The 18,836-nt window shown below is 67.9% G+C and carries 20 protein-coding genes and 1 other RNA gene; 10 read left to right on the forward strand and 11 right to left on the reverse strand.

Annotated elements, in window-relative coordinates:
- The first annotated feature begins 207 nt into the window (after positions 1-207).
- From UCD39_RS23325 to UCD39_RS23335, 3 genes are read left to right on the forward strand one after another with little or no spacing between them, the layout of a single operon-like run.
- On the forward strand, positions 208-3,045 hold the full coding sequence (locus UCD39_RS23325) for a PAS domain S-box protein (protein WP_330498090.1): 2,838 nt from the start codon (positions 208-210) through the stop codon (positions 3,043-3,045).
- A 32-nt stretch (positions 3,046-3,077) separates the two neighbouring features.
- Complete coding sequence (locus UCD39_RS23330) at positions 3,078-3,275, forward strand: hypothetical protein (RefSeq protein WP_330498091.1); 198 nt, start codon at positions 3,078-3,080, stop codon at positions 3,273-3,275.
- Positions 3,268-4,230, forward strand: a complete 963-nt coding sequence (locus UCD39_RS23335) for a response regulator (protein WP_330498092.1) — start codon at positions 3,268-3,270, stop codon at positions 4,228-4,230. The genes UCD39_RS23330 and UCD39_RS23335 overlap by 8 nt, the downstream gene beginning before the upstream one ends.
- 13 nt (positions 4,231-4,243) lie before the next feature.
- Here UCD39_RS23335 and rnpB read toward each other — a convergent pair.
- The 9 genes from rnpB to UCD39_RS23380 all read right to left on the reverse strand — a co-directional run bounded on the left by rnpB (position 4,244) and on the right by UCD39_RS23380 (position 11,633).
- Positions 4,244-4,673: RNase P RNA component class A (rnpB, locus tag UCD39_RS23340), an RNA gene on the reverse strand.
- 117 nt (positions 4,674-4,790) lie between these two features.
- On the reverse strand, positions 4,791-5,501 hold the full coding sequence (locus tag UCD39_RS23345) for an N-acetylmuramoyl-L-alanine amidase (RefSeq protein ID WP_330498093.1): 711 nt from the start codon (positions 5,499-5,501) through the stop codon (positions 4,791-4,793).
- Complete coding sequence (locus UCD39_RS23350; protein WP_330498094.1) at positions 5,501-6,373, reverse strand: DMT family transporter; 873 nt, start codon at positions 6,371-6,373, stop codon at positions 5,501-5,503. The genes UCD39_RS23345 and UCD39_RS23350 overlap by 1 nt, the downstream gene beginning before the upstream one ends.
- Positions 6,370-6,900: a GNAT family N-acetyltransferase gene (locus UCD39_RS23355; RefSeq protein ID WP_330498095.1), complete on the reverse strand. Its 531-nt coding sequence runs from the start codon at positions 6,898-6,900 to the stop codon at positions 6,370-6,372. The genes UCD39_RS23350 and UCD39_RS23355 overlap by 4 nt, the downstream gene beginning before the upstream one ends.
- 8 nt (positions 6,901-6,908) lie before the next feature.
- Positions 6,909-7,214, reverse strand: a complete 306-nt coding sequence (locus tag UCD39_RS23360) for a type II toxin-antitoxin system TacA family antitoxin (protein WP_330498096.1) — start codon at positions 7,212-7,214, stop codon at positions 6,909-6,911.
- A 53-nt stretch (positions 7,215-7,267) separates the two neighbouring features.
- A complete protein-coding gene (locus UCD39_RS23365) occupies positions 7,268-9,085 on the reverse strand; it encodes an ATP-binding cassette domain-containing protein (RefSeq protein WP_330498097.1) in 1,818 nt (605 codons plus the stop codon).
- 27 nt (positions 9,086-9,112) lie between these two features.
- Positions 9,113-9,895 (reverse strand): TerB family tellurite resistance protein, encoded by a 783-nt coding sequence (locus UCD39_RS23370; protein ID WP_330498098.1) that lies wholly within the window; start codon positions 9,893-9,895, stop codon positions 9,113-9,115.
- Between the two features lie 143 nt (positions 9,896-10,038).
- Entirely contained in the window at positions 10,039-10,383 is a 345-nt protein-coding gene (locus UCD39_RS23375) for a cupredoxin domain-containing protein (protein WP_330498099.1), read from the reverse strand.
- 26 nt (positions 10,384-10,409) lie between these two features.
- On the reverse strand, positions 10,410-11,633 hold the full coding sequence (locus UCD39_RS23380) for a hypothetical protein (protein WP_330498100.1): 1,224 nt from the start codon (positions 11,631-11,633) through the stop codon (positions 10,410-10,412).
- A gap of 244 nt (positions 11,634-11,877) precedes the next feature.
- Between UCD39_RS23380 and UCD39_RS28605 the strand changes: the two genes are divergently transcribed.
- The 6 genes from UCD39_RS28605 (at position 11,878) to UCD39_RS23405 (ending at position 15,376) form a co-directional block, all read left to right on the forward strand.
- Positions 11,878-12,189, forward strand: a complete 312-nt coding sequence (locus tag UCD39_RS28605; protein ID WP_442943697.1) for a DUF4339 domain-containing protein — start codon at positions 11,878-11,880, stop codon at positions 12,187-12,189.
- Positions 12,171-12,914 (forward strand): AIM24 family protein, encoded by a 744-nt coding sequence (locus UCD39_RS23385; protein ID WP_330498509.1) that lies wholly within the window; start codon positions 12,171-12,173, stop codon positions 12,912-12,914. The genes UCD39_RS28605 and UCD39_RS23385 overlap by 19 nt, the downstream gene beginning before the upstream one ends.
- A 51-nt stretch (positions 12,915-12,965) precedes the next feature.
- The gene (fumC, locus tag UCD39_RS23390) at positions 12,966-14,372 is read left to right on the forward strand and encodes a class II fumarate hydratase (protein WP_330498101.1); all 1,407 of its coding nucleotides are present in this window, start codon (positions 12,966-12,968) and stop codon (positions 14,370-14,372) included.
- Between the two features lie 108 nt (positions 14,373-14,480).
- Entirely contained in the window at positions 14,481-14,711 is a 231-nt protein-coding gene (locus UCD39_RS23395) for a hypothetical protein (protein ID WP_145729606.1), read from the forward strand.
- Positions 14,712-14,812: 101 nt separating this feature from the next.
- On the forward strand, positions 14,813-14,947 hold the full coding sequence (locus UCD39_RS23400; RefSeq protein ID WP_330498102.1) for a type II toxin-antitoxin system HicA family toxin: 135 nt from the start codon (positions 14,813-14,815) through the stop codon (positions 14,945-14,947).
- Between the two features lie 21 nt (positions 14,948-14,968).
- Complete coding sequence (locus UCD39_RS23405) at positions 14,969-15,376, forward strand: type II toxin-antitoxin system HicB family antitoxin (protein WP_330498103.1); 408 nt, start codon at positions 14,969-14,971, stop codon at positions 15,374-15,376.
- Positions 15,377-15,378: 2 nt separating this feature from the next.
- On the opposite strand, the gene bioD is transcribed toward UCD39_RS23405, so the two are convergent.
- Both bioD and UCD39_RS23415 read right to left on the reverse strand, forming a co-directional pair.
- Positions 15,379-16,077 (reverse strand): dethiobiotin synthase, encoded by a 699-nt coding sequence (gene bioD, locus UCD39_RS23410; RefSeq protein WP_330498104.1) that lies wholly within the window; start codon positions 16,075-16,077, stop codon positions 15,379-15,381.
- Positions 16,074-17,255, reverse strand: coding sequence for an aminotransferase class I/II-fold pyridoxal phosphate-dependent enzyme (locus tag UCD39_RS23415; RefSeq protein ID WP_330498105.1), 1,182 nt, complete (start codon positions 17,253-17,255; stop codon positions 16,074-16,076). The genes bioD and UCD39_RS23415 overlap by 4 nt, the downstream gene beginning before the upstream one ends.
- A gap of 481 nt (positions 17,256-17,736) precedes the next feature.
- Between UCD39_RS23415 and bioB the strand changes: the two genes are divergently transcribed.
- Positions 17,737-18,834 carry a biotin synthase BioB gene (gene bioB / locus UCD39_RS23420; RefSeq protein ID WP_442943698.1) on the forward strand — a complete coding sequence of 366 codons (1,098 nt, stop codon included), beginning with the start codon at positions 17,737-17,739 and terminating at the stop codon, positions 18,832-18,834.
- Positions 18,835-18,836 lie beyond the last annotated feature (2 nt).

An 18,836-nucleotide genomic window follows, 5' to 3' on the forward strand; every position in this document is an offset into this window, starting at 1 on the left:
CCATTGTCCCGGCACTTTCCCATGCCAGCCCATGTCGGGGCTGTGCCGGCGCGGCGCGCCCCGCCGAGCGAAGGGAACCTATTCGATTGCACCAAGGCCCACGCGCGATGTCGTTGCCGCAGCCAAGATAAAATTAAGCATTCCCATCGTATCACCGCAGATGGAAAGGGAGTTTCTCCCCATTGTATTCCCGGAAGGGTGTGATTCGTGGCGGCACTGTTCCCTTCGGAGGTTGACCACCGGTTCGGCGGCATCGTCCTGAGCCGCCAATTCCTGCTCCTGTTCCTGCCCATCGCCGTCCTTCTTCTGGCCGGTGCGCTGCTGATCGGCCAAGCGCGGGTGAAGGCGGAAATGGACCGCATGGTCATGGCCGACGCCGGCGGCGTCGATTTGGGCGCCGGCCGTTTGCGCGACCGTCTCGAGGAACCGCAGCGGGATTTGCGCTCCCTCGCCACCGAGGCCGCCACCCGCGCGGCGGTCGACGCGCCCACGGCCGCCGCCCTCGCCCAGTTGACGGGGGAACTGACGACCCTGCTTCGCCGTGACCCGCGATATGACGGGGCGGCGTGGGTCGACCAGAGCGGCAAGGAACGGGTCCGGGCTTGCCGGGCCGGGTCGGGACCCGACCCGGTCGCCGTCCCGCCGGAGAGGCTGGCGGACCTGTCGAGCGACGCCTTGTTCGTACGGACGGTGAACGGGTTGCCTGGCGCCATCCAGATCATCGGGCCGGACGGGGGCCCGGCCGGCCGGGCAACCGGTCGGGCCCTGCGGTTGGCGACGCCGGTGGCGGCTGCCGATGGCACGGGCCGGGGCGCGATGATCCTGGGGGTGTCGAAGACCTACCTGTTCCAGGACCTGATGGCGCCGCCCGGTGGCGCATGGCCCATGGTCCTGGACCACTCCGGGAATTGGCTGTTCGGTGGCAGCGAGACGGACCGGTGGGACCTCGTCGTCGGCCGTCAGTCCCTGGCCAACGCCTATCCCAAGGTTTGGACACGGATGACCGCGGCGCCGAATGGCCGGTTGGTTGATGCCAGCGGCATCTGGACCTGGCGCCTGGTTCGGCTCGGGACCGTGGGCTTTGCCACGGAAGACCCTGGAGATGCCCGCTGGCTGGTGGTCACCCATAGAACCGCGGCGGATGTGGCCGGGGCGCGGGCGTCGATTTGGGAACTGGTGATGGGCGTGACGGCACCCCTACTGGGATTGTTCGCGCTCCTGTCCTGGTTCGCGGCGGCGCATACCCGCGCCCGGGAACAGGCGGCGCGCGCCGCGCTCGCGGCCGAGGTGGCGGAGCGGGAGGGCCGGCGCCGCGTCGCTGAACTGGAGCAGGCCCACCGGGCCAGCGCCATGCTGGCCGCCATCGTCACCTCGTCGGACGACGCCATCGTCAGCAAGACGGTGGAGGGACGCGTCACCAGTTGGAATCCCGGCGCCGAGCGGCTGTTCGGCTACACCGCCGAAGAGATGGTCGGCCAGTTCGTGACGGCCATTTTCCCTGCCGACAGGTTGGAGGAGGAGACGGCGATCCTGGAGCGGGTGCGGCAGGGCGAGACGGTGGGCCATTTCGACACCGTCCGCCGCCACAAGGATGGTCATCTCGTCGATATTTCGGTTGCCGTGTCCCCCATCCGCGATACGGCGGGCCGGATCATTGGCGCGTCCAAGATCGCGCGCGACATCACCGAGCGGAAACGGGCCGTCGACCAGATGGCGGAGTATCGCCGCAGCCTGGAAATGCAGGTCGCGGAACGCACGCAGGAGATCGTCTCGGCCAACAGCCGGCTGGAAGCCGCGCTGCGGCAGGCGAACGCGGCCAACGATGCCAAGAGCCGGTTCGTCGCCAACATGAGCCATGAGCTTCGCACCCCCATGAATGCCGTCCTGGGCTTTCTGGCCCTGGTGCTGGAGCGGGACCCACCGCCGGAAATCCGGAGGCAGCTGCTGATGGCGCATCGGGCCGCGCAGGCCCTGCTGGCCCTGATGAACGATCTTTTGGACCTCTCCCGCCTGCAAAGTGGCAGCCTGGTTCTGGATCCGGTGCTTTTCGATCTGCACGGGCAGATGCGCGCCTGTTTGGGCCAGGTCGGGGAAAAGGCGCGGGAGAAGGGGCTGACCCTGGCGCTGGACTACGGCCTGGGTTCCGACCAGGCGCATATTGGCGACCCCGCGCGTGTCCGCCAGATCGTCCTCAAGCTGCTCGACAACGCGATAAAATTCACTCAGAGCGGCGACGTGCGGCTATCCGTGCGGGCGGGGCCGAAGCCGGGGCTGGTGGAACTGGCGGTCACCGATACCGGAATCGGCATGACGGCGGACCAGGTGGACCGCATCGTCGATCCCTTCTTCCAGGCCGACAGCCGGCCGACCCGCCGGTTCAACGGACTGGGCCTGGGGGTTTCCATCTGCAAGGAACTGGCCGAACTCATGGGCGGGGCCATCGCGGTGGAAAGCCGTCCGGGTCAAGGAAGCACGTTCCGAGTGCGCCTGTGGCTGCCGGCGGCGCCGGGTGGGCTTCCCCCGGCGGCTGGTTCCGCAAGCCTGGTCGAGGGCACCGCCGCCCCCCGTCATTTCACCGTCCTGCTGGTCGATGACGTGGTGGAGAACCTGGAGCTTGCCCAGCTTCATCTCAAGGAACGGGGCCATGCCGTCGTGACCGCCCGGGATGGCGAGGAGGCGGTGGCGCTCTCGCGGGACCGGCGCTTCGACATCATCCTCATGGATGTGCAAATGCCGCGCTGCTGCGGTAAGGAGGCGACGCGCCGCATCCGCCAGGGGACAGGCGCCTGCGACCCCTCCGTGCCCATCCTCGCTCTCAGCGCGGATGAGAGCCTGGGGGAACGCCAGGCCTGCCTGGATGCCGGCATGACCGCCTATGTCACCAAGCCCGTCGATTACGACGCCCTGGCCGACCTGATGCAGCGGCTGGTTCCCGGCGGCGTTGCGGCGTCGCCAGCCGTCCCGGCCCCATCCCCGGCGGTCCAGTCCGCTCAAGCGGCGGTCCCGCAGGTGGGGGCCGCTTCCCCGACGCCCGCCGGGCATTAACCGCATTGCGCCATGCCCTGGAAAGTGATGACGTGGAGCGTATCGACCCCGCCCTGCACAACCTGCGCGAAACTGGGCTGGCGGGCCGGCAGATGAGGACATTGGAACGCCTGGTGCACGAATTCGAGTTCGAGCAGGCCCGCGCCATGGTCGCCGGCCTGGATGAAGCCCTGGCCGCCCGGGGGGCGCTTCCGGTGGCCGTCAACCAAGGATTATCCGTCCATGGATAAGCTATGGAAGATACTGATCGTGGACGACGAGGCGGTGAATCTCCACGTTTTGCGCGACATCCTCTCCGACAGCTATGCCCTGGTCTTCGCCAAGGGTGGTCGGCAGGCGCTGGACTCCGCGCACCGGCACCGGCCGGACCTGATCCTCCTCGACGTCATGATGCCGGACATGGATGGCTATGAGGTCTGCCGCCGGCTGAAGGCGGAGCCGGATTTGCGCCATATCCCCGTGATCTTCGTGTCCGCGATGGGAACGGTGGATGATGAGGCCCGCGGGTTCGAGGTGGGGGCCATAGATTATGTCACCAAGCCGGTTTCAGCCCCCCTGGTGCGGGCGCGCGTGCGCACCCAAATCGCCCTGGTCGACCAGGCGTCCATCCTGGACCGGCTGTGCGTTGCCGGCGAGTACAAGGACCAGGAAACCGGCGACCATGTGCGTCGCATCGGTCATTACGCCGAACTGCTGGCCCGGGCGCTGGGGTGGGGGGAAGATTGCTGCCAGGCCCTGCGGCTTGCGGCGCCCATGCACGACATCGGCAAAATCGCCATACCCGACAGCATCCTGTTGAAGCCAGGCAAGCTGGACGCGGAGGAAATGGCCGTCATGCGCACCCATCCCGAGCGGGGGGCGGCGATCATTGGCACCAACGGTCCGGCCCTGCTGCGGCTGGCCGCCAGCATCGCCCTGACCCATCACGAGAAATGGGATGGAAGCGGCTATCCCCGCGGCCTGTCGGGAACGGACATCCCCATCGAGGGGCGCATGGTCGCGCTGGCGGATGTCTATGACGCCCTGCTGTCACCCCGGCCGTACAAGCGGCCCTGGTCGCTGCCGGAGGTCACCGCCCACCTGAAATCCGAGGCGGGCCGCCATTTCGACCCCACGCTGACGCCCCTGTTCCTGGAGGCGGTGGCCGCGGACCATGCCGCCGCCGGTGCCGTGGGCGGCAGGTGACCTACGGGGGTAATCTGCCAGACGGTCTGTAAGCCGGGTTCTGTCCTCCGGCCCGTCCCCCGTGAAGGGGGCAGCGGCCGTGGGATGGCCATTCATCTGGGACGCCTGTCGCCAGGCGCCTCGCGCGACCTACCCGGGCGGCGGCTCGGAAGATGCTTTGGCCGGTTGCCCGGCCGTGCCGCCCCTATTCGATCTTGCTCCCGGTGGGGTTTACCGTGCCGCCCCTGTTGCCAGGGGCGCGGTGCGCTCTTACCGCACCCTTTCACCCTTACCCGGCGACCATCCCCCGAAGGCGATGGTCGACTGGCGGTTTGCTTTCTGTGGCACTTTCCCTAGGGTCGCCCCCGCCAGGCGTTACCTGGCACCGTTCTTCCGTGGAGCCCGGACTTTCCTCCCCCCGGCGGCTTTCGCCATTGCCGAAAGGCGGCCATCCGACCGTCTGGCAGGCGGCGACCCTAGGCGCACGGGGGCAGGGATGCAAGCGCGCAAAACAGGGCCCGTGGCATGAGAGGTCTACCCAGGACGGGCGGCCAGGGGACGGGCGGCCAGGGGATGGACGGTCAGGCCATTTCCTGTTCCGTTTGGGCGAGCAGGCTGCGCAGGCGGCGCACGGTTTCGGCGTCCGCCGGCTGGCCCAGCGCCTCCGGATGCCAATGGCGCTGGAAGGCGGTCAGCGTCTCGGTGAAGGTGGCTATTCCCAAATCATAGCCCAGGCGGGCCAGCAGCCGGGCCACGTGGTCCTGACTCCCATCCCAGTCGGGCCCCGGTGCGGCGATGCCCGGCCACAGGCCGATGCCGGCGCCGGCCAAGCCCCGCCAGTCGAACAACTCACCCGGGTCCTGCTTGCGGGCGGGCGCCATGTCGGAATGGGCGATGACGTTGCCTGCCGGGATGGGGTGTCGCGCCAGGATTCCCTGGCAAAGATCGGCGACGGCCCGCATCTGCGCGTCCGGGAAGGGGCGGTAGCCGTACTCGTGCCCCGGGTTCACGATCTCCACCCCGATGGAGTGGCTGTTGACATCGCTGATCCCGCGCCAGGCTCCACGGCCGGCATGCCAGGCGCGGCGGCCCTCATCAACCAGCCGCCAGACGGTGCCATCCTCCGCCACCATGTAATGGGCGCTCACCTCCGCCGCCGGGTCGCACAGCCGGTCCAGGGCGGCCTCGGCCGATACCATGCCGGTGTAGTGCAGCACCAGCATGTCGACGCTGGCCCCATCCGGCCGGGGGCCATGGTTGGGTGAGGGGCGGTCACGGAAGCGCATGCGCATCAACTCGCCGTTCGGGCCGTCACCAGGCGGGGGCGGCGCAGCAGCACCACGCCCACGCCGGCGATGGTCACCAGCGTGCCCGCCGCCAGGTGCCAGGACAAGGGCTCACCCAGCAGGACAACGCCGCCCGCGACACCGAACACCGGCACCAGCAGCATGAAGGGCATGGTCTGGTTGACGGCGTAGCGCTGCACCAGCGGGAACCACAGCACATAGGCCAGGATGGTGGAGACCAGCGCCATGAACAGGATGGAGGCCCAGGCCGCCGGTGGCGCCGTCTGGATCGCCGCCCACTGCCCGTCCTCCAGCACCGCGGACATCAGCACCAGTTGCGGCACGGCGAATAGAGCCATGTAGCCGTTCAGGGTGAACGGGTCCATGGGCGGCATCCATTTCAGCTGGATGCTGGAAAAGGCGAAGGCCGCCGCCGCCAGCACCACCAGGCCCAGATGGGCGGGGTCGTCGGTCCCGCCAGGATGGTAGGCGATGATGCCGACGCCGGCGATGGCCGCCGCCATGCCCACCGCCCGGCGCCAGCCCAGCCTATCCTTGAAGAACACCGCCGCCATGAGGGAGGCGAAGGGCACCTGCAACTGGATGGCGACGGAGGCCGCGGCGGCGCTGCATCCCATCAGGCCACTGAACACCAGGGGGAAATGCAGGCCCCCCAGCACGAAGGAATAGGCCAGCACGGGCCGCACATGGCCCCAGGGCAGCCGCCGCCAGGGCACCAGCACCAGTGCCACCAGCGCGAAGCGGATGGCCATGGCGGTGATGGGATGGAACTGGCGCAGCGCGAACTTCGAGACGGAGAAATTGATTCCCCAGATGGCCACGACGGCCAGGGCGCGCAGGACGTCCAGCGGCCTCACGCCCCGCTCTCCTCGAACAGCCGCGCGATGTCGGCCAAAGGCCGGAACAATTTCCGGGGCGTATCGGGCAGGGCGAGAAAACTCATGGCCTCATAAAAGCGGCGGGCGTTGTCGTCATAGGCGTCCACGATCACGGCAAACGACGCGATTTCACTGCGCAGACAACGGCGCAGCGCATCCGCCAGCAGATATCCTCCATATCCATGGCCATGGTAGCGCTTGTCTACGGCCAATCGACCCAGCAGCGTGGCTGGCACCAAAGGATAGCGCTGCAGCTTGCGCGCTGTTTCCGCAGGCAGGTCCGCCAAGTGCAGGGCGGTGGCGGATAAGGTGTAGTAACCGGCGACTGTCCCGTCTGGCAGGACCAGGACAAATGGCGCGGCAATGTTCTTGCGGGCGTCCTGCCCTATGTGCATTTGGAAATACCGATCCAGCACTTCCACACCGCTGGCAAAGTGGGATCGGTCATGCTGCGGGCCCAGCACCTCGACCCGGAGGGAACGCAGTCCAGGATCGGTCGCCGTCATGCCGACCGTCAGGCGCCGGTAGCGTCGCGATACCGGCGAATTGTGTCGCGCAACCGGTCATTCATGGGCTGCGGCTTGCTCAGCGCTTCGACGAAAGCCTGACTGTCCCGGATCGACAGTTCCAGGCGCTGGTGTTCGTCGATGGCGCGTCGCGCCGCGTCCTGCACGCTGGTCAAGACGAAATCGGTGATCGACCGACCCTGCAGTGCGGCCGCGCGCTCTATCAGATCTTTCTGCTCGGCGGTGATACGCGCTTCCAGCCGTTCGCTGCGGACACGGCGCTGAGGGGCATCTGTCGCGGGGTGGGCCATCATATCCTCCATTTATGCACTGTACGGCTATTGGCCGGGCATGCAAAGGGGGAACCTCACGTCCCGCTCTCCAGCTCCTCCTTCAGCGCCTCCAGCTCCAGCCAGCGCTCCTCGGCCGTGGCCAGGTCCTGGTGCACCTTGTCCAACTCGGCCGTGGCCTTCTGGAAGGCCGCCGGGTCGCGGGCGTAGAGGGTGGCGTCGGCCAGCTTGGCCTCCAGCTTCTTCACCTGGTCGCCCAGCTTGTCCATCAGCGCCGGCAGCTGGTCCAGCTCACGCTGTTCCTTGTAGCCCAGCTTGCGCTTGGCCTTCGGGGCCTCCGCCGCCTTGGGGACGTCCGCCGTCTTGGCCGCGGCGCCGGCGGCCGGGGTGCGGGCCGGACGCTGGACCAGATAGTCGCTGTAGCCGCCGGCGTACTCCGCCACCACGCCATCACCTTCCACCGCGATGGTGGAGGTGACCAGCCGGTCCAGGAAGTCACGGTCGTGGCTGACCAGCAGCAGGGTGCCGGGATAGTCGCTCAAGACCTCCTCCAGCAGGTCCAGCGTGTCCATGTCCAGGTCGTTGGTCGGTTCGTCCAGCACCATCAGGTTGCTGGGCTGGGCGAACAGCTTGGCCAGCAGCAGGCGGTTGCGCTCGCCACCCGACAGCGCCCGGGTCGGCTGTTCCAACATGCCGCCGTCGAACAGGAAGTCCCGCATGTAGGAGGCGACGTGACGGGGCGTGCCGCCCACCACCACGCTGTCGCCGCCGAAGGGCAGCAGCACCTGGCGGATGGTCTGGTTGGGGTCCAGCTGGGCACGGCGCTGGTCGAACACCACCGTCTCCAGGTTGGTGCCCCGGCGGATGGTGCCGCTGTCCGGCGCCAGTTCGCCCATCAGCATCTTCAGGATGGTGGTCTTGCCCGCACCGTTGGGGCCGATCAGGCCCACCCGGTCGCCGCGCAGGATGCGGGTGGAAAAATCGCGGGCGATGACACGGGTGTTGCCTTCCGCATCCTGGAAGCTCTTGGCGATGTTGGTCGCCTCGATCACCAGCCGGCCGGAGTTCTCGGCATCCGACACCGCCAGCTTCACCTGGCCCTGGCGGTTGCGGTCGGCGCGCTCCTTGCGCAAGCCTTGAAGAGCGCGGACACGGCCCATGTTGCGGGTGCGCCGGGCGCTGATGCCCTCGCGCAGCCACTTCATCTCCACCGCGATCTTGCGGTCCAGCTTGGCGTAGGCCAGGTCCTCGGCCGCGAACACCTCATCCCGCCAGGCCTCATACTCGGCGAAGGGTCGTTCCGTCTCGCGCATGGTGCCGCGGTCCAGCCACATCGTCTTGCGCGCCAGAGTGTTCAGGAAGGTGCGGTCGTGGCTGATCAGCAGCAGACCGCCGCGGAAGGCCTGCAGCGCCTTTTCCAGATACTCGATGGTCGGCAGGTCCAGGTGGTTGGTCGGCTCGTCCATCAGCAGCACGTCGGGGTCGCTGACCAGGGCCTGGGCGATGGCGGCGCGGCGCGCCTCGCCGCCTGACAGGGTCGCGGCCGCGCGGTCGCCCGGCAGGCTCAGTTCGTCCAGCACCGCCTGGACGCGATAGGGCGCGTCCTCCACCAATCCGGCGCTGACGAAGTCCGCCACCGTGGCATGGCCGCTGAAATCCGGTTCCTGGTGCAGATAGCCGATACGGGCGCCGGGCTGGATGTAGCGCTCCCCCTTGTCCAGGTCGACCACGCCGGCGAGGGCCTTCAGCAGGGTGGACTTGCCGCTGCCGTTGCGGCCGACCAGGGCGATCTTGTCCCCCCGGCCGATGGCGACGTCCACGTCCTGGAACAGGGTGGTGGCGCCCAGGGTGATCTGGGCGTTCTTCAGGGCGACGATGGGCGGGGTGGGGGCCATGGAAGCGGTATGCTCTGAGATGCGGGGTTACTGGTTTGGGCCGGTGGGCGTGCCGGCCCGCAGGCTTTGGACCTTGTCATAGGCGGCGTTCAGCGCGGCCGTCTTTTGGGTGGCGACCTCCACGAACTCCGCCGGCAGGCCCTGGGCCATGACCGTGTCGGGATGGTTGTCGCGCAAGGCCTTGCGCCAAGCCAGCTTGATTTCCGCATCGCTGGCGGTACGGGGGACGCCCAGCACGGCGTAGGGATCGTCCAGCGGGTCGTCATAGCCGCAGGCGGCCCCGCCGTGGATGCGGCGGATGCCCTCGAACGTGGTGTCGGGAATGCCGAAGAGGCGGGCGACCTCCGCCAGGAAGGCCAGTTCGGCCGGATGCAGCCGGCCATCAGCCGCGGCGATGTGGAACAGGCAGCCCAGCAGGTCCTCCAGCACGGTCGGCCGGTCGTGGAACATGCCGGCCAACTGGCGGGCATAGGATTCAAAGCCCACGCTGTCACGCCTGGCCATATCGAAGACGCGGCCCACGTGGCGCGCCTCCTCCGCCGGGATCTGGAACACGCGCTTGAAGGCGTCGATCTCCGCCCGGTCCACCACGCCATCGGCCTTGGCCATCTTGGCGCCCAGGACGATGACGCCGATGGTGAAAGCCATGCTGCGCGTTTGATCCGGCTGGCCGTCCGGGCCCGGCGGCACCGGAGGCTGGGACGCCCAGGCGTCGGCGGCATGCCCGGCGGCCACCCCCAACAGCGCACCCAGCGGGCCGCCCACGGCGAAGCCCGCGACCCCGCCCACGATCTTTCCCCAGATGCTCATCGATCCCAGCCTCGGCCCTAGCTAGGCCCGCCGGATTTGCCGGGCCGGCCGCACCATAGCCGGCTGGCCCGGTCACGCCAATGGGCTCAACCGGCCGCCCCCGGCTTCACCTCGGGGTTCGCCTGAGGGTTCGCCCGTTGGGCTCATTGCTGGACGGTGACCAGCAGCTCCATGTTGTGATGGATGTCGCAGCTGACGACGACCAGCTTTTCCGTGGTGTCGAAGACGATCTTGTTCTCCTGGCCGGGCGCCTGAAGGTCCAGGTCGAACAGGAAGTGCGGGGTGTAGGAAACCACGTGGTGCGGCTGCTTGTCGTCATTGCGGATGATGACGATGTCGCCGCGCTTGATGGTCAGGGTCGAGGGCACGTACTGCCCGTTCTTCTGCGTGACGGTATAGGTCGCCGGCTCCGCCCGCGCGGCGACGGAAAAAAGGCCCAGGGCCAAGGTCAGGGCGGCGCTACGGATGGCGGTACGGATGGGGGACATGGTGTTTACTTCCTTAAGGGAGGGGATCAGATGCTCAGGCGGGCGGACAGTTGGAACTGCCGGTTCGTCGTGTCCGCTGGCTGGTCCAGGACGGTGCGCAGGGGACGGTTGCTGTCGATGTTCATCAGTTCGCCGGTCAGGGTGAGATAGCGGGTGGCGCGCCACCCGGCGCTCAGCACCTCCGCCTTGCCGTGCTCGCTGAAATTCACCCGATCGGCGGGGCCGCGCTCGGCGGTGCCGAAGGCGTCGACGCGGAAGCCGAAGCGGAAATCCCGCCAGTCATAGCCCAGAAGAACGTAGGCGGACTCGAACTGCGTCGTGCTGCGGCTATCGGGGGTGGGGGCGATGATGGTGACGCCGCGCATGGCCTGCGACATCAGAACGAAGCCATAGGGCAGACGCTGTTCCAGGCTGGCACTCCAGAACCGCGTCTCCCAGGCCAGTTGCACGCGGAAGGCGGAGGGGTCGGCATTGTTGTCGTAGCGCATGACGGACAGGCGGGGCAGGCCCGGCATCTGCCAAGTGCCGCCCGCATACCAGCCGGGGGTGTCGTCGATCTCGCGGTACATGTCGATGCGGATGGGCGGCTGGCGGAAGGAGTCGGCGATGGCGTCGGGCTCGCGCGGGCGATCCAGCAGGCCCACGGGCCGGTCGTTGAAGGTCCAGCCGCGCACGGACAGCAGCGCGCCCGCCGGGTCGTTCCAGCCATAGACGGCGCCGAACAGGTCCACCCGCCCGATGTCGCCGTGCCAGGTGTAGTTGATCTCGCCGCCGATGGTGCGCAGCTCATCCCCCACCCAGCTGTTGATGGCGGACGGTGTCAGCGTGTAAGTGGGCGTCCAGCCCGGCCCGTCGTTCTCCAGCGAGATGGGCGGGAAGAAGGCGCCCACCTTGATCGTGACGTCGCTGGCGAAGGCGGGATGCCAGCGGGCGTAGGATTCGATGACGTCGAAGATCGTCTTCTGCTTGGGGTCGATGCGGATCTGGCCCTGAACGTCCAGACCCTGCGCCACCTTCCACACGCCCATGACGTCGGCCTCGGCGAATTCCTCGGTGACGGAACCCGACCGGCCGTCCCCGCCGTAGCGGGTCTTGCCCAGGCCGCCGTCCAGCCAGGATTTCTCGGCACTGGTGGCGACGGTGCGGAAGTCGGCGAAGCCGTTGAAATAAAGATCCATGGCCTGTGCCGGCAAGGCCGACAGGCCGGTCAGCAGTACCGCCGCGCATGCCGGCAGGTGGGATGGGCGCATTCCCCGTAAGCTCCTTTTCGGTCCGGGCCCTTTGATTCGGCCTTACAGGAAAGACGGGAGAGCGAAGGGAATATTCCCTAAGAGGTACAGAATCTTTTGTTTGTGGCTAAGGGGCCACATGGCCGGCCCGGGATGGGGCCAGCGCTGGCCGGGGCGGTGGCATCTTGGTAAAAGGGGGCGATACCAAGGGCGGGTCCGCGGGGGACATGAACGGCCCGGTTGGACAGGGAAAGGGCGTGGCGCCATGGCGGAATGGTTCTTCCACAACGGTCAGCAGCAGGCGGGGCCCCTGGATGACGCGGCGGCGCGCAATTTCGCCCGCGCCAATCCAGGCGCCCATTGCTGGCGGGAGGGCTTCGTCGACTGGCTGCCCGTGGGCCAGGTGGCGGAGCTTTATGGCGGCACCGCCTCATCCCCCCGCCGCCCCCGCCGGGCGGCGGCGGCATCTGGGGCGCCTTCACCGGGGGCGGCAACCCCTTCGCCGCGGCCCCGCCGGGTCCGGCCAGTGCCCTGGACTACACCATCCACGGCCATGAGATGCAGTATGTGGCGGTGACCCTGGCGCCCGGCGACAGCGCCATCGCCGAGGCGGGCGCCCTGCTGTACAAGGATGCCAGTGTCGAGATGGCCACCATCTTCGGCGATGGCTCCGCCCGCGATGGCGGCAGCGTCCTGGATCAGCTGTGGGGGGCGGGCAAGCGCGTGCTCTCCGGCTCCACCCTGTTCACCACCGTTTTCACCCAGCGGGGATCGGGGCCGGGCACGGTGGCCTTCTCCGCCCCCTATCCCGGCACCATCTCGGCCCTGAAGCTGTCGGACTACGGCGGGCGCCTGATCTGCCACAAGGACAGTTTCCTGGCGGCGGCGCGGGGTGTCGCCATCGGCATCTACTTCCAGCGCCGCATCCTGACCGGCCTGTTCGGCGGCGACGGCTTCATCATGCAGAAGCTGGAGGGCGACGGCGTCGTCTTCATCCATATGGGCGGCACTCTGGTGGAGCGCACGCTGGCCCCCGGCGAGGTCATCCATGTGGACACGGGCTGCCTGGCCGCCATGACCGCCGACATCGATTTCGACGTGGAACAGGTGGGCGGCATCAAGTCCATGCTGTTCGGGGGCGAGGGGCTGTTCTTCGCCCGCCTGCGCGGCCCCGGCAAGATATGGCTGCAAAGCCTGCCCTTCTCCCGCCTGGCCGGCCGCATGCTGGCCTCTTCCCTGGTGGGAACCCGGGAGGAGGGGGGTGTGTTCGGCGCCATAGGCAACATCCTCGACAAGCGCTGACATCGGGCGCCGGGGTAATCTCGGCGTCCCACAGCCTGGAGGATCAATCCCATGACCGCCCCATCGCCCCAAGGTTTCCGCACCGAAACCGACAGCTTCGGCCCGCTGGAGGTTCCCGCCGACCGCTACTGGGGCGCCCAGACCCAGCGATCCCTGGGCAACTTCAAGATCGGGGGGCATCGCATGCCCCCGGCCCTGATCCACGCCCTGGGCATCCAGAAGCAGGCGGCGGCCCAGGCGAACGTGAAGCTGGGCGAACTGGATGGGGCGCTGGGCCGCGCCATCATCCAGGCGGCGGCGGAGGTGGCGGCCGGTAAGTGGGACGACCACTTCCCCCTGGTGGTGTGGCAGACCGGCTCCGGCACCCAGAGCAACATGAACGCCAACGAGGTCATCTCCAACCGCGCCATCGAATTGCTGGGCGGGGAGATGGGGTCCAAGAAGCCGGTGCACCCCAACGACCATGTGAACCGGGGCCAGTCGTCCAACGACAGTTTTCCCACCGCCATGCACATCGCCGCGGCGGTCGAACTGCACCGCACCCTGGTGCCAGCGCTGGAGCATCTGCGCGACGCCCTGGCCGCCAAGGCGGAGGCGTTCAAGGCCATCGTCAAGATCGGTCGCACCCACCTACAGGACGCGACACCTCTGACCCTGGGCCAGGAATTCTCCGGCTACGCCCAGCAGCTGGCCTATGGGGTGGAGCGGGTGAAGGCCGCCCTGCCGGCGCTGCTGCGCCTGGCCCAGGGCGGCACGGCCGTGGGCACGGGCCTGAACGCCCGGAAGGGCTTCGACGCCGCCTTCGCCGCCGAGGTGGCGGACCTCACCGGCCTGCCCTTCGTCACCGCCCCCAACAAGTTCGAGGCGCTGGCGACGCACGACAGCCTGGTGGAGGTGTCGGGCGTGCTGAACACGCTGGCGGTTTCGCTCATGAAGGTGGCGAACGACATCCGCCTGCTGGGCTCCGGCCCGCGCTGCGGTATCGGGGAGTTGAGCCTGCCGGAGAACGAGCCCGGCAGTTCCATCATGCCGGGCAAGGTGAACCCGACGCAGTCGGAGGCCATGACCATGGTGTGCGCCCAGGTGATGGGCAACCACACCACCGTCACCATCGCGGGCGCCACCGGCCATTTCGAGCTGAACGTCTTCAAGCCCGTCATCATCCACAACGTGGCGGAGTCCATCCGCCTATTGGCCGACGCCGCCGTCAGCTTCACCGACAATTGCGTGATGGGCATCACGGCCAACGAGGACCGCATCGCCAAGTCGCTGCATGAAAGCCTGATGCTGGTGACCGCCCTGAACCCGCACATCGGCTATGACAAGGCGGCCAAGATCGCCAAGAAGGCCCACGCCGAGGGCACCACCCTGAAGGCCGCCGGCCTGGCCCTGGGCTTCCTGACCGAGGCGGAGTTCGACGCCTGGGTGCGGCCGGAGGACATGATCCATCCCAGCTGATCCAGAGATGCGGGCAAGGGGACACAAAATTCCCCTTGCCTGAATTCCTGTTCTGTGCCTTGATTGTTCCTAGTTTGTTCTTTCGCAATGTCAGCGATGGAGGACGATATGGCCGGCGCGTTTCAATGGGGGCATCTGGACCAGACGAGCATCGTGGCTGACATGGCCACCGCCGTGGCGGTCTACGCCAACCCCCGCGATGAAATCGTCATCCGCCGCCAGGGCGGGTTCGACGCCGAGGACGACGTGGTGGTCGTGCCGCTCAGGGTGGCCGAGGCCCTGCTACGTCGCATGGAAAACCTGATCCGTGAGATCAGGGCGGAGACGGCGCTGAGTTGAGGCTGAACCTCTTTGGCGTTTCCCTTGCCCTACCCTCTGGCCAGTGTGTATCATACACATGAAAAGCGTCGACCTTCCGGGAACTTCAAGCGGTAGGTTAGATGCTGGATCGTGTGCGCGGTTCGCACCATGTCTTCAAGCATCCGCATCGCCCCGGTACTCTGGTGGTCCCTCATCCCAAGAAGGATTTGGGCATGGGCTTGGTCGCCGCCATCCGCAAGCAGGCGGGATTATGAGGGCGCGCGATGGAGGACGGAATGCGGTATCCCGTAGTAATTGAGCCGGGAGACGAGGCCACCGCCTATGGCGTCGTTGTTCCCGATTTGCCGGGCTGTTTCTCCGCTGGCGATACGCTGGATGAGGCGCTGAAGGCGGCGGAGGAAGCGGCCGCCGCTTGGCTGGACGCCACGCTGGATGAAGGCGGCTCCGTTCCATCGGCCTCCCTTCTGGAGGCGCTGCGGGCCAACCCCGACTATGTTGGCTGGATCTTCGCCATGATCGAGGTGGATCCCGCCGTGCTGGACGACAAGGTGGAGCGGGTGAACATCACGTTGCCGCGCCGGATTCTGCGCCGCCTGGATGTCCTGGCCAAAGCGGCGGGTGAAACCCGTTCCGGCTATATCTCTTCCATGACCTTGCGCGACGCTGCCCGTAAGCGCGCCTGATTTTACAGGCCCAGCGCCGCCAGCAGCGCGTCGAACGCCGTGTCGGCCTCTGCTACCCGCTCCACCCTCGGTATCGCCGTCAGGGGGGTGCCGGGGGCGAAGCGGGCGAGGGTGGTGAGCGTCTCGGCCAGGGGCACGGTGGCGCCGGGGGTGGCGCTGACGGCGATGGCGGCGACCCGCAGCCCCCGGCGGGCCAGCACGTCCAGGGCGGTCAGGGTGTGGCTGAGGGTGCCGAGATAGCTGCCCGTGACCAGCAGCAGGGGCAGGTCCAGCGCCACCATCCAGTCCAGCACCGTGCGGCTGTCGTCCAGCGGCACCATGGCGCCGCCGACACCCTCCACGAACAAAGGCGCGGCGGCGAAGGCCGCCTTTTCCCGGCACCATTCGATCATGCCGTCCACGTCCAGGGGCCGGCCCTCGCGCGCCGCCGCCATGTCGGGCGAGAGCGGTGCGGCGTAGCGGTGCGGGCTGATGCGCGCCACCTCGGCCGGCGTCACCGGCCGGCCCATGGCGATCAGCAACTGCGCGGGGTCGCTGGCGGCCAGGCTGGCTTCGTCGTCCACATCGATGCCGCTGACCACGGGTTTCAGCGCGGTGGCGGCGATGCCCTTGGCGCGCAGGCGGCGCACCAGGCCGGCTGTCACGAAGGTCTTGCCGATGTCGGTGCCGGTGGCGGTGACGAAAAAGGCGGGGATGGTCATGTGGGGTTCTCGACACTCTTGAGCGGCAGCACGCGGTCGCGGATCAGGCCGGCCAGGCGCTCGATCTCCGCGTCCGGCGTGCGGGCGGTGAAGGTGATGCGCAGGCGGGCGGTGCCGGCCGGCACGGTGGGTGGGCGGATGGCGGTGACCAGCAGGCCCTCTTCCTCCAGCAGGCGCTGGGCCCGCAAGGTCACCTCGGCGCCGCCCAGCACGATGGGCACGATGGGGCTTTCGGCGGCGGGCAGGTTCAACAGGGCGGTGAATTGCCGGGCCTTGGCCACGGGCAGGGCGCACAGGTCGGCATCACCCTGGATGATGTCCAGCGACGCGATGGCGCCGGCCACCGTGGCGGGTGGCAGGCCGGTGGAATAGATCAGGGTACGGGCGCGCGTCTTCACCAGGTCGATGACCGCCTGGGACGCGCAGAGATAGCCGCCATAGCCGCCCACCGCCTTGCTCAAGGTGCCCATCTGCAGCGGCACCAGCGGCTTGTCGCCGAAGGCGAAGCTGGAGCCGCGGCCCGCCGCCAGTACGCCGATGCCGTGGGCGTCGTCGGTCATCAGCCAGGTGTCATGCTGCGCGCACAGGCTGGCCAGGGCGGGCAGGGGGGCCAGATCCCCGTCCATGGAAAAGACGCCGTCCGTGACCAGCAGGGCGCGTCCATGGCGCGGCCGGTAGGTGCCCAGCACCTGGGCGGCATGCTCCACATCGTTATGGCGGAAGATGCGCAGCGTGGCGCCGGACAGCTTGGCGCCGGCCCAGATGCAGGCGTGCGCCAGTTCATCCACCACCACCAGATCCTTGGGCCCCACGAACGTGGGGATGATGCCGGCGTTGGCCAGATAGCCGGAGCCGAAGACGCACGCCGCTTCCGTCCCTTTCAAGGCGGCCAGCTTTTGCTCCAGCACGGTGTAGAGCGGGTGGTTGCCGGTGACGAGGCGCGAGGCGGCGGCCCCCACGCCATACCGTTCCACCGCCGCCACGGCCGCCGCCTTCACCCGGGGGTCGTGGGCCAGGTTCAGGTAATCGTTGCAAGAGAAGGACAGCAGGCGCCGGCCCCGGCGGGTGATCCACAGCCCGCCCTCGCCATCGCGGTCGCTGTCCACCAGCCGGCGGCGCAGCGAGGCGGCGTCCATCTCGGCCAGCTTGGCCTCGGCGAATTTGGTCAGGGACTGCATGGGCGTGCCATTCATTGAAGAAGTCGGCCGGAGATTAGCCGCAAGAGTCCGTAATACGCTTGCGAAAGTGCGGCGCCTGGGTTGCGGGCGTCAAATTCCGTGCCCATCTCAGCCTACGGATGCACTAGGCTGTTGCTCACCCTGTTTTGATGCGCGGGCGTGAAGAGGGGACACCTTTGGCTGAGGAAGAGTCCCGTTTGGCGGAACGCCTGAACGATTGGTCCTGGCTGTTCGAGATCGTCGGCCAGATCGTGATCTCAATTCTTGAAACGGTGTTCAAGGCGCTGGTTTAGCGCTGTCGCGCAATCATCTGTCGCGCACGGCATGTCGACTTTCACCAAGTTTCCCCGAGATCCCCCGGCAGCAGGCGCATCCCCGGTTTTTCTTGACCGGTCTTCGCCGCTGCCGTTAGGTGCGCGCTGGCCTTGAGCTTCGGCCCGGCCCCGGTATCGCCCCCGGTCTTCCCCAAGGAAACGCACCCGTGACCGCCATCGACATCAGCCGCCCCTCCGCCGCCTTTACAGACAATAGGGGCACCCCGGCCCTGGAGAGCGACGACGTGCGCACAGACTGGACGCGCGCCGAGATCCAGGCGCTGTTCGACCTGCCCTTCACCGAGCTGGTGTTCCGGGCCGCCGCCGTGCATCGCCGCCGCTTCGACCCCACCCAGGTCCAGATTTCCACCCTGCTGTCCATCAAGACCGGCGGCTGCCCGGAAGATTGCGGCTATTGCTCGCAGAGCGCCCACCATGAGACGGGCCTGAAGGCGTCCAAGCTGATGGAGGTGCAGAAGGTTCTGGCGGAGGCCAAGGCCGCCAAGGACGCCGGCGCCACCCGCTTCTGCATGGGCGCCGCCTGGCGCAGCCCCAAGGACCAGGATCTGGAATCGGTCTGCGCCATGGTCGAGGGAGTGAAGGCGCTGGGCATGGAATCCTGCGTCACGCTCGGCATGCTGAACGCCGGCCAGGCCCTGCGCCTGAAGGAGGCGGGGCTGGACTATTACAACCACAACATCGACACCTCGCCCGAGTACTACGGCAACGTCATCACCACCCGCACCTATCAGGATCGGCTGGACACCCTGGCCAACGTGCGTGAGGCCGGAATCAACGTCTGCTGCGGCGGCATCGTCGGCATGGGCGAGGATCTGACCGACCGTGTGGGCATGATCCACACGCTGGCCACCCTGCCGCAGCACCCCGAAAGCGTGCCGATCAACATGCTGATGAAGGTGGACGGCACGCCCCTGGGCGGCAAGGACGCGCTGGACGCCATCGATTTCGTGCGCACCATCGCCGTGGCCCGCATCACCATGCCGGCCTCCATGGTGCGGTTGTCCGCCGGCCGCGAGGGCATGAGCGACGAGACCCAGGCCCTGTGCTTCCTGGCCGGCGCCAATTCCATCTTCTACGGGCCGAAGTTGCTGACCACCGCCAACCCGGTGGCCGACCATGACAAGCAGCTGCTGGCCCGCCTGGGCATGACCACCATGGACGTGGTGGAAGAGGGCTGCGCGGATGAGAACCACGCCCACTCCCCCTCGGCCGAGGGGGGCTGCTCCGGGGCGTGCGGCCACTGATC

Origin of the sequence: Nitrospirillum karajorum, from assembly GCF_036348415.1 — a bacterium.
Lineage (GTDB): Bacteria > Pseudomonadota > Alphaproteobacteria > Azospirillales > Azospirillaceae > Nitrospirillum > Nitrospirillum amazonense_B.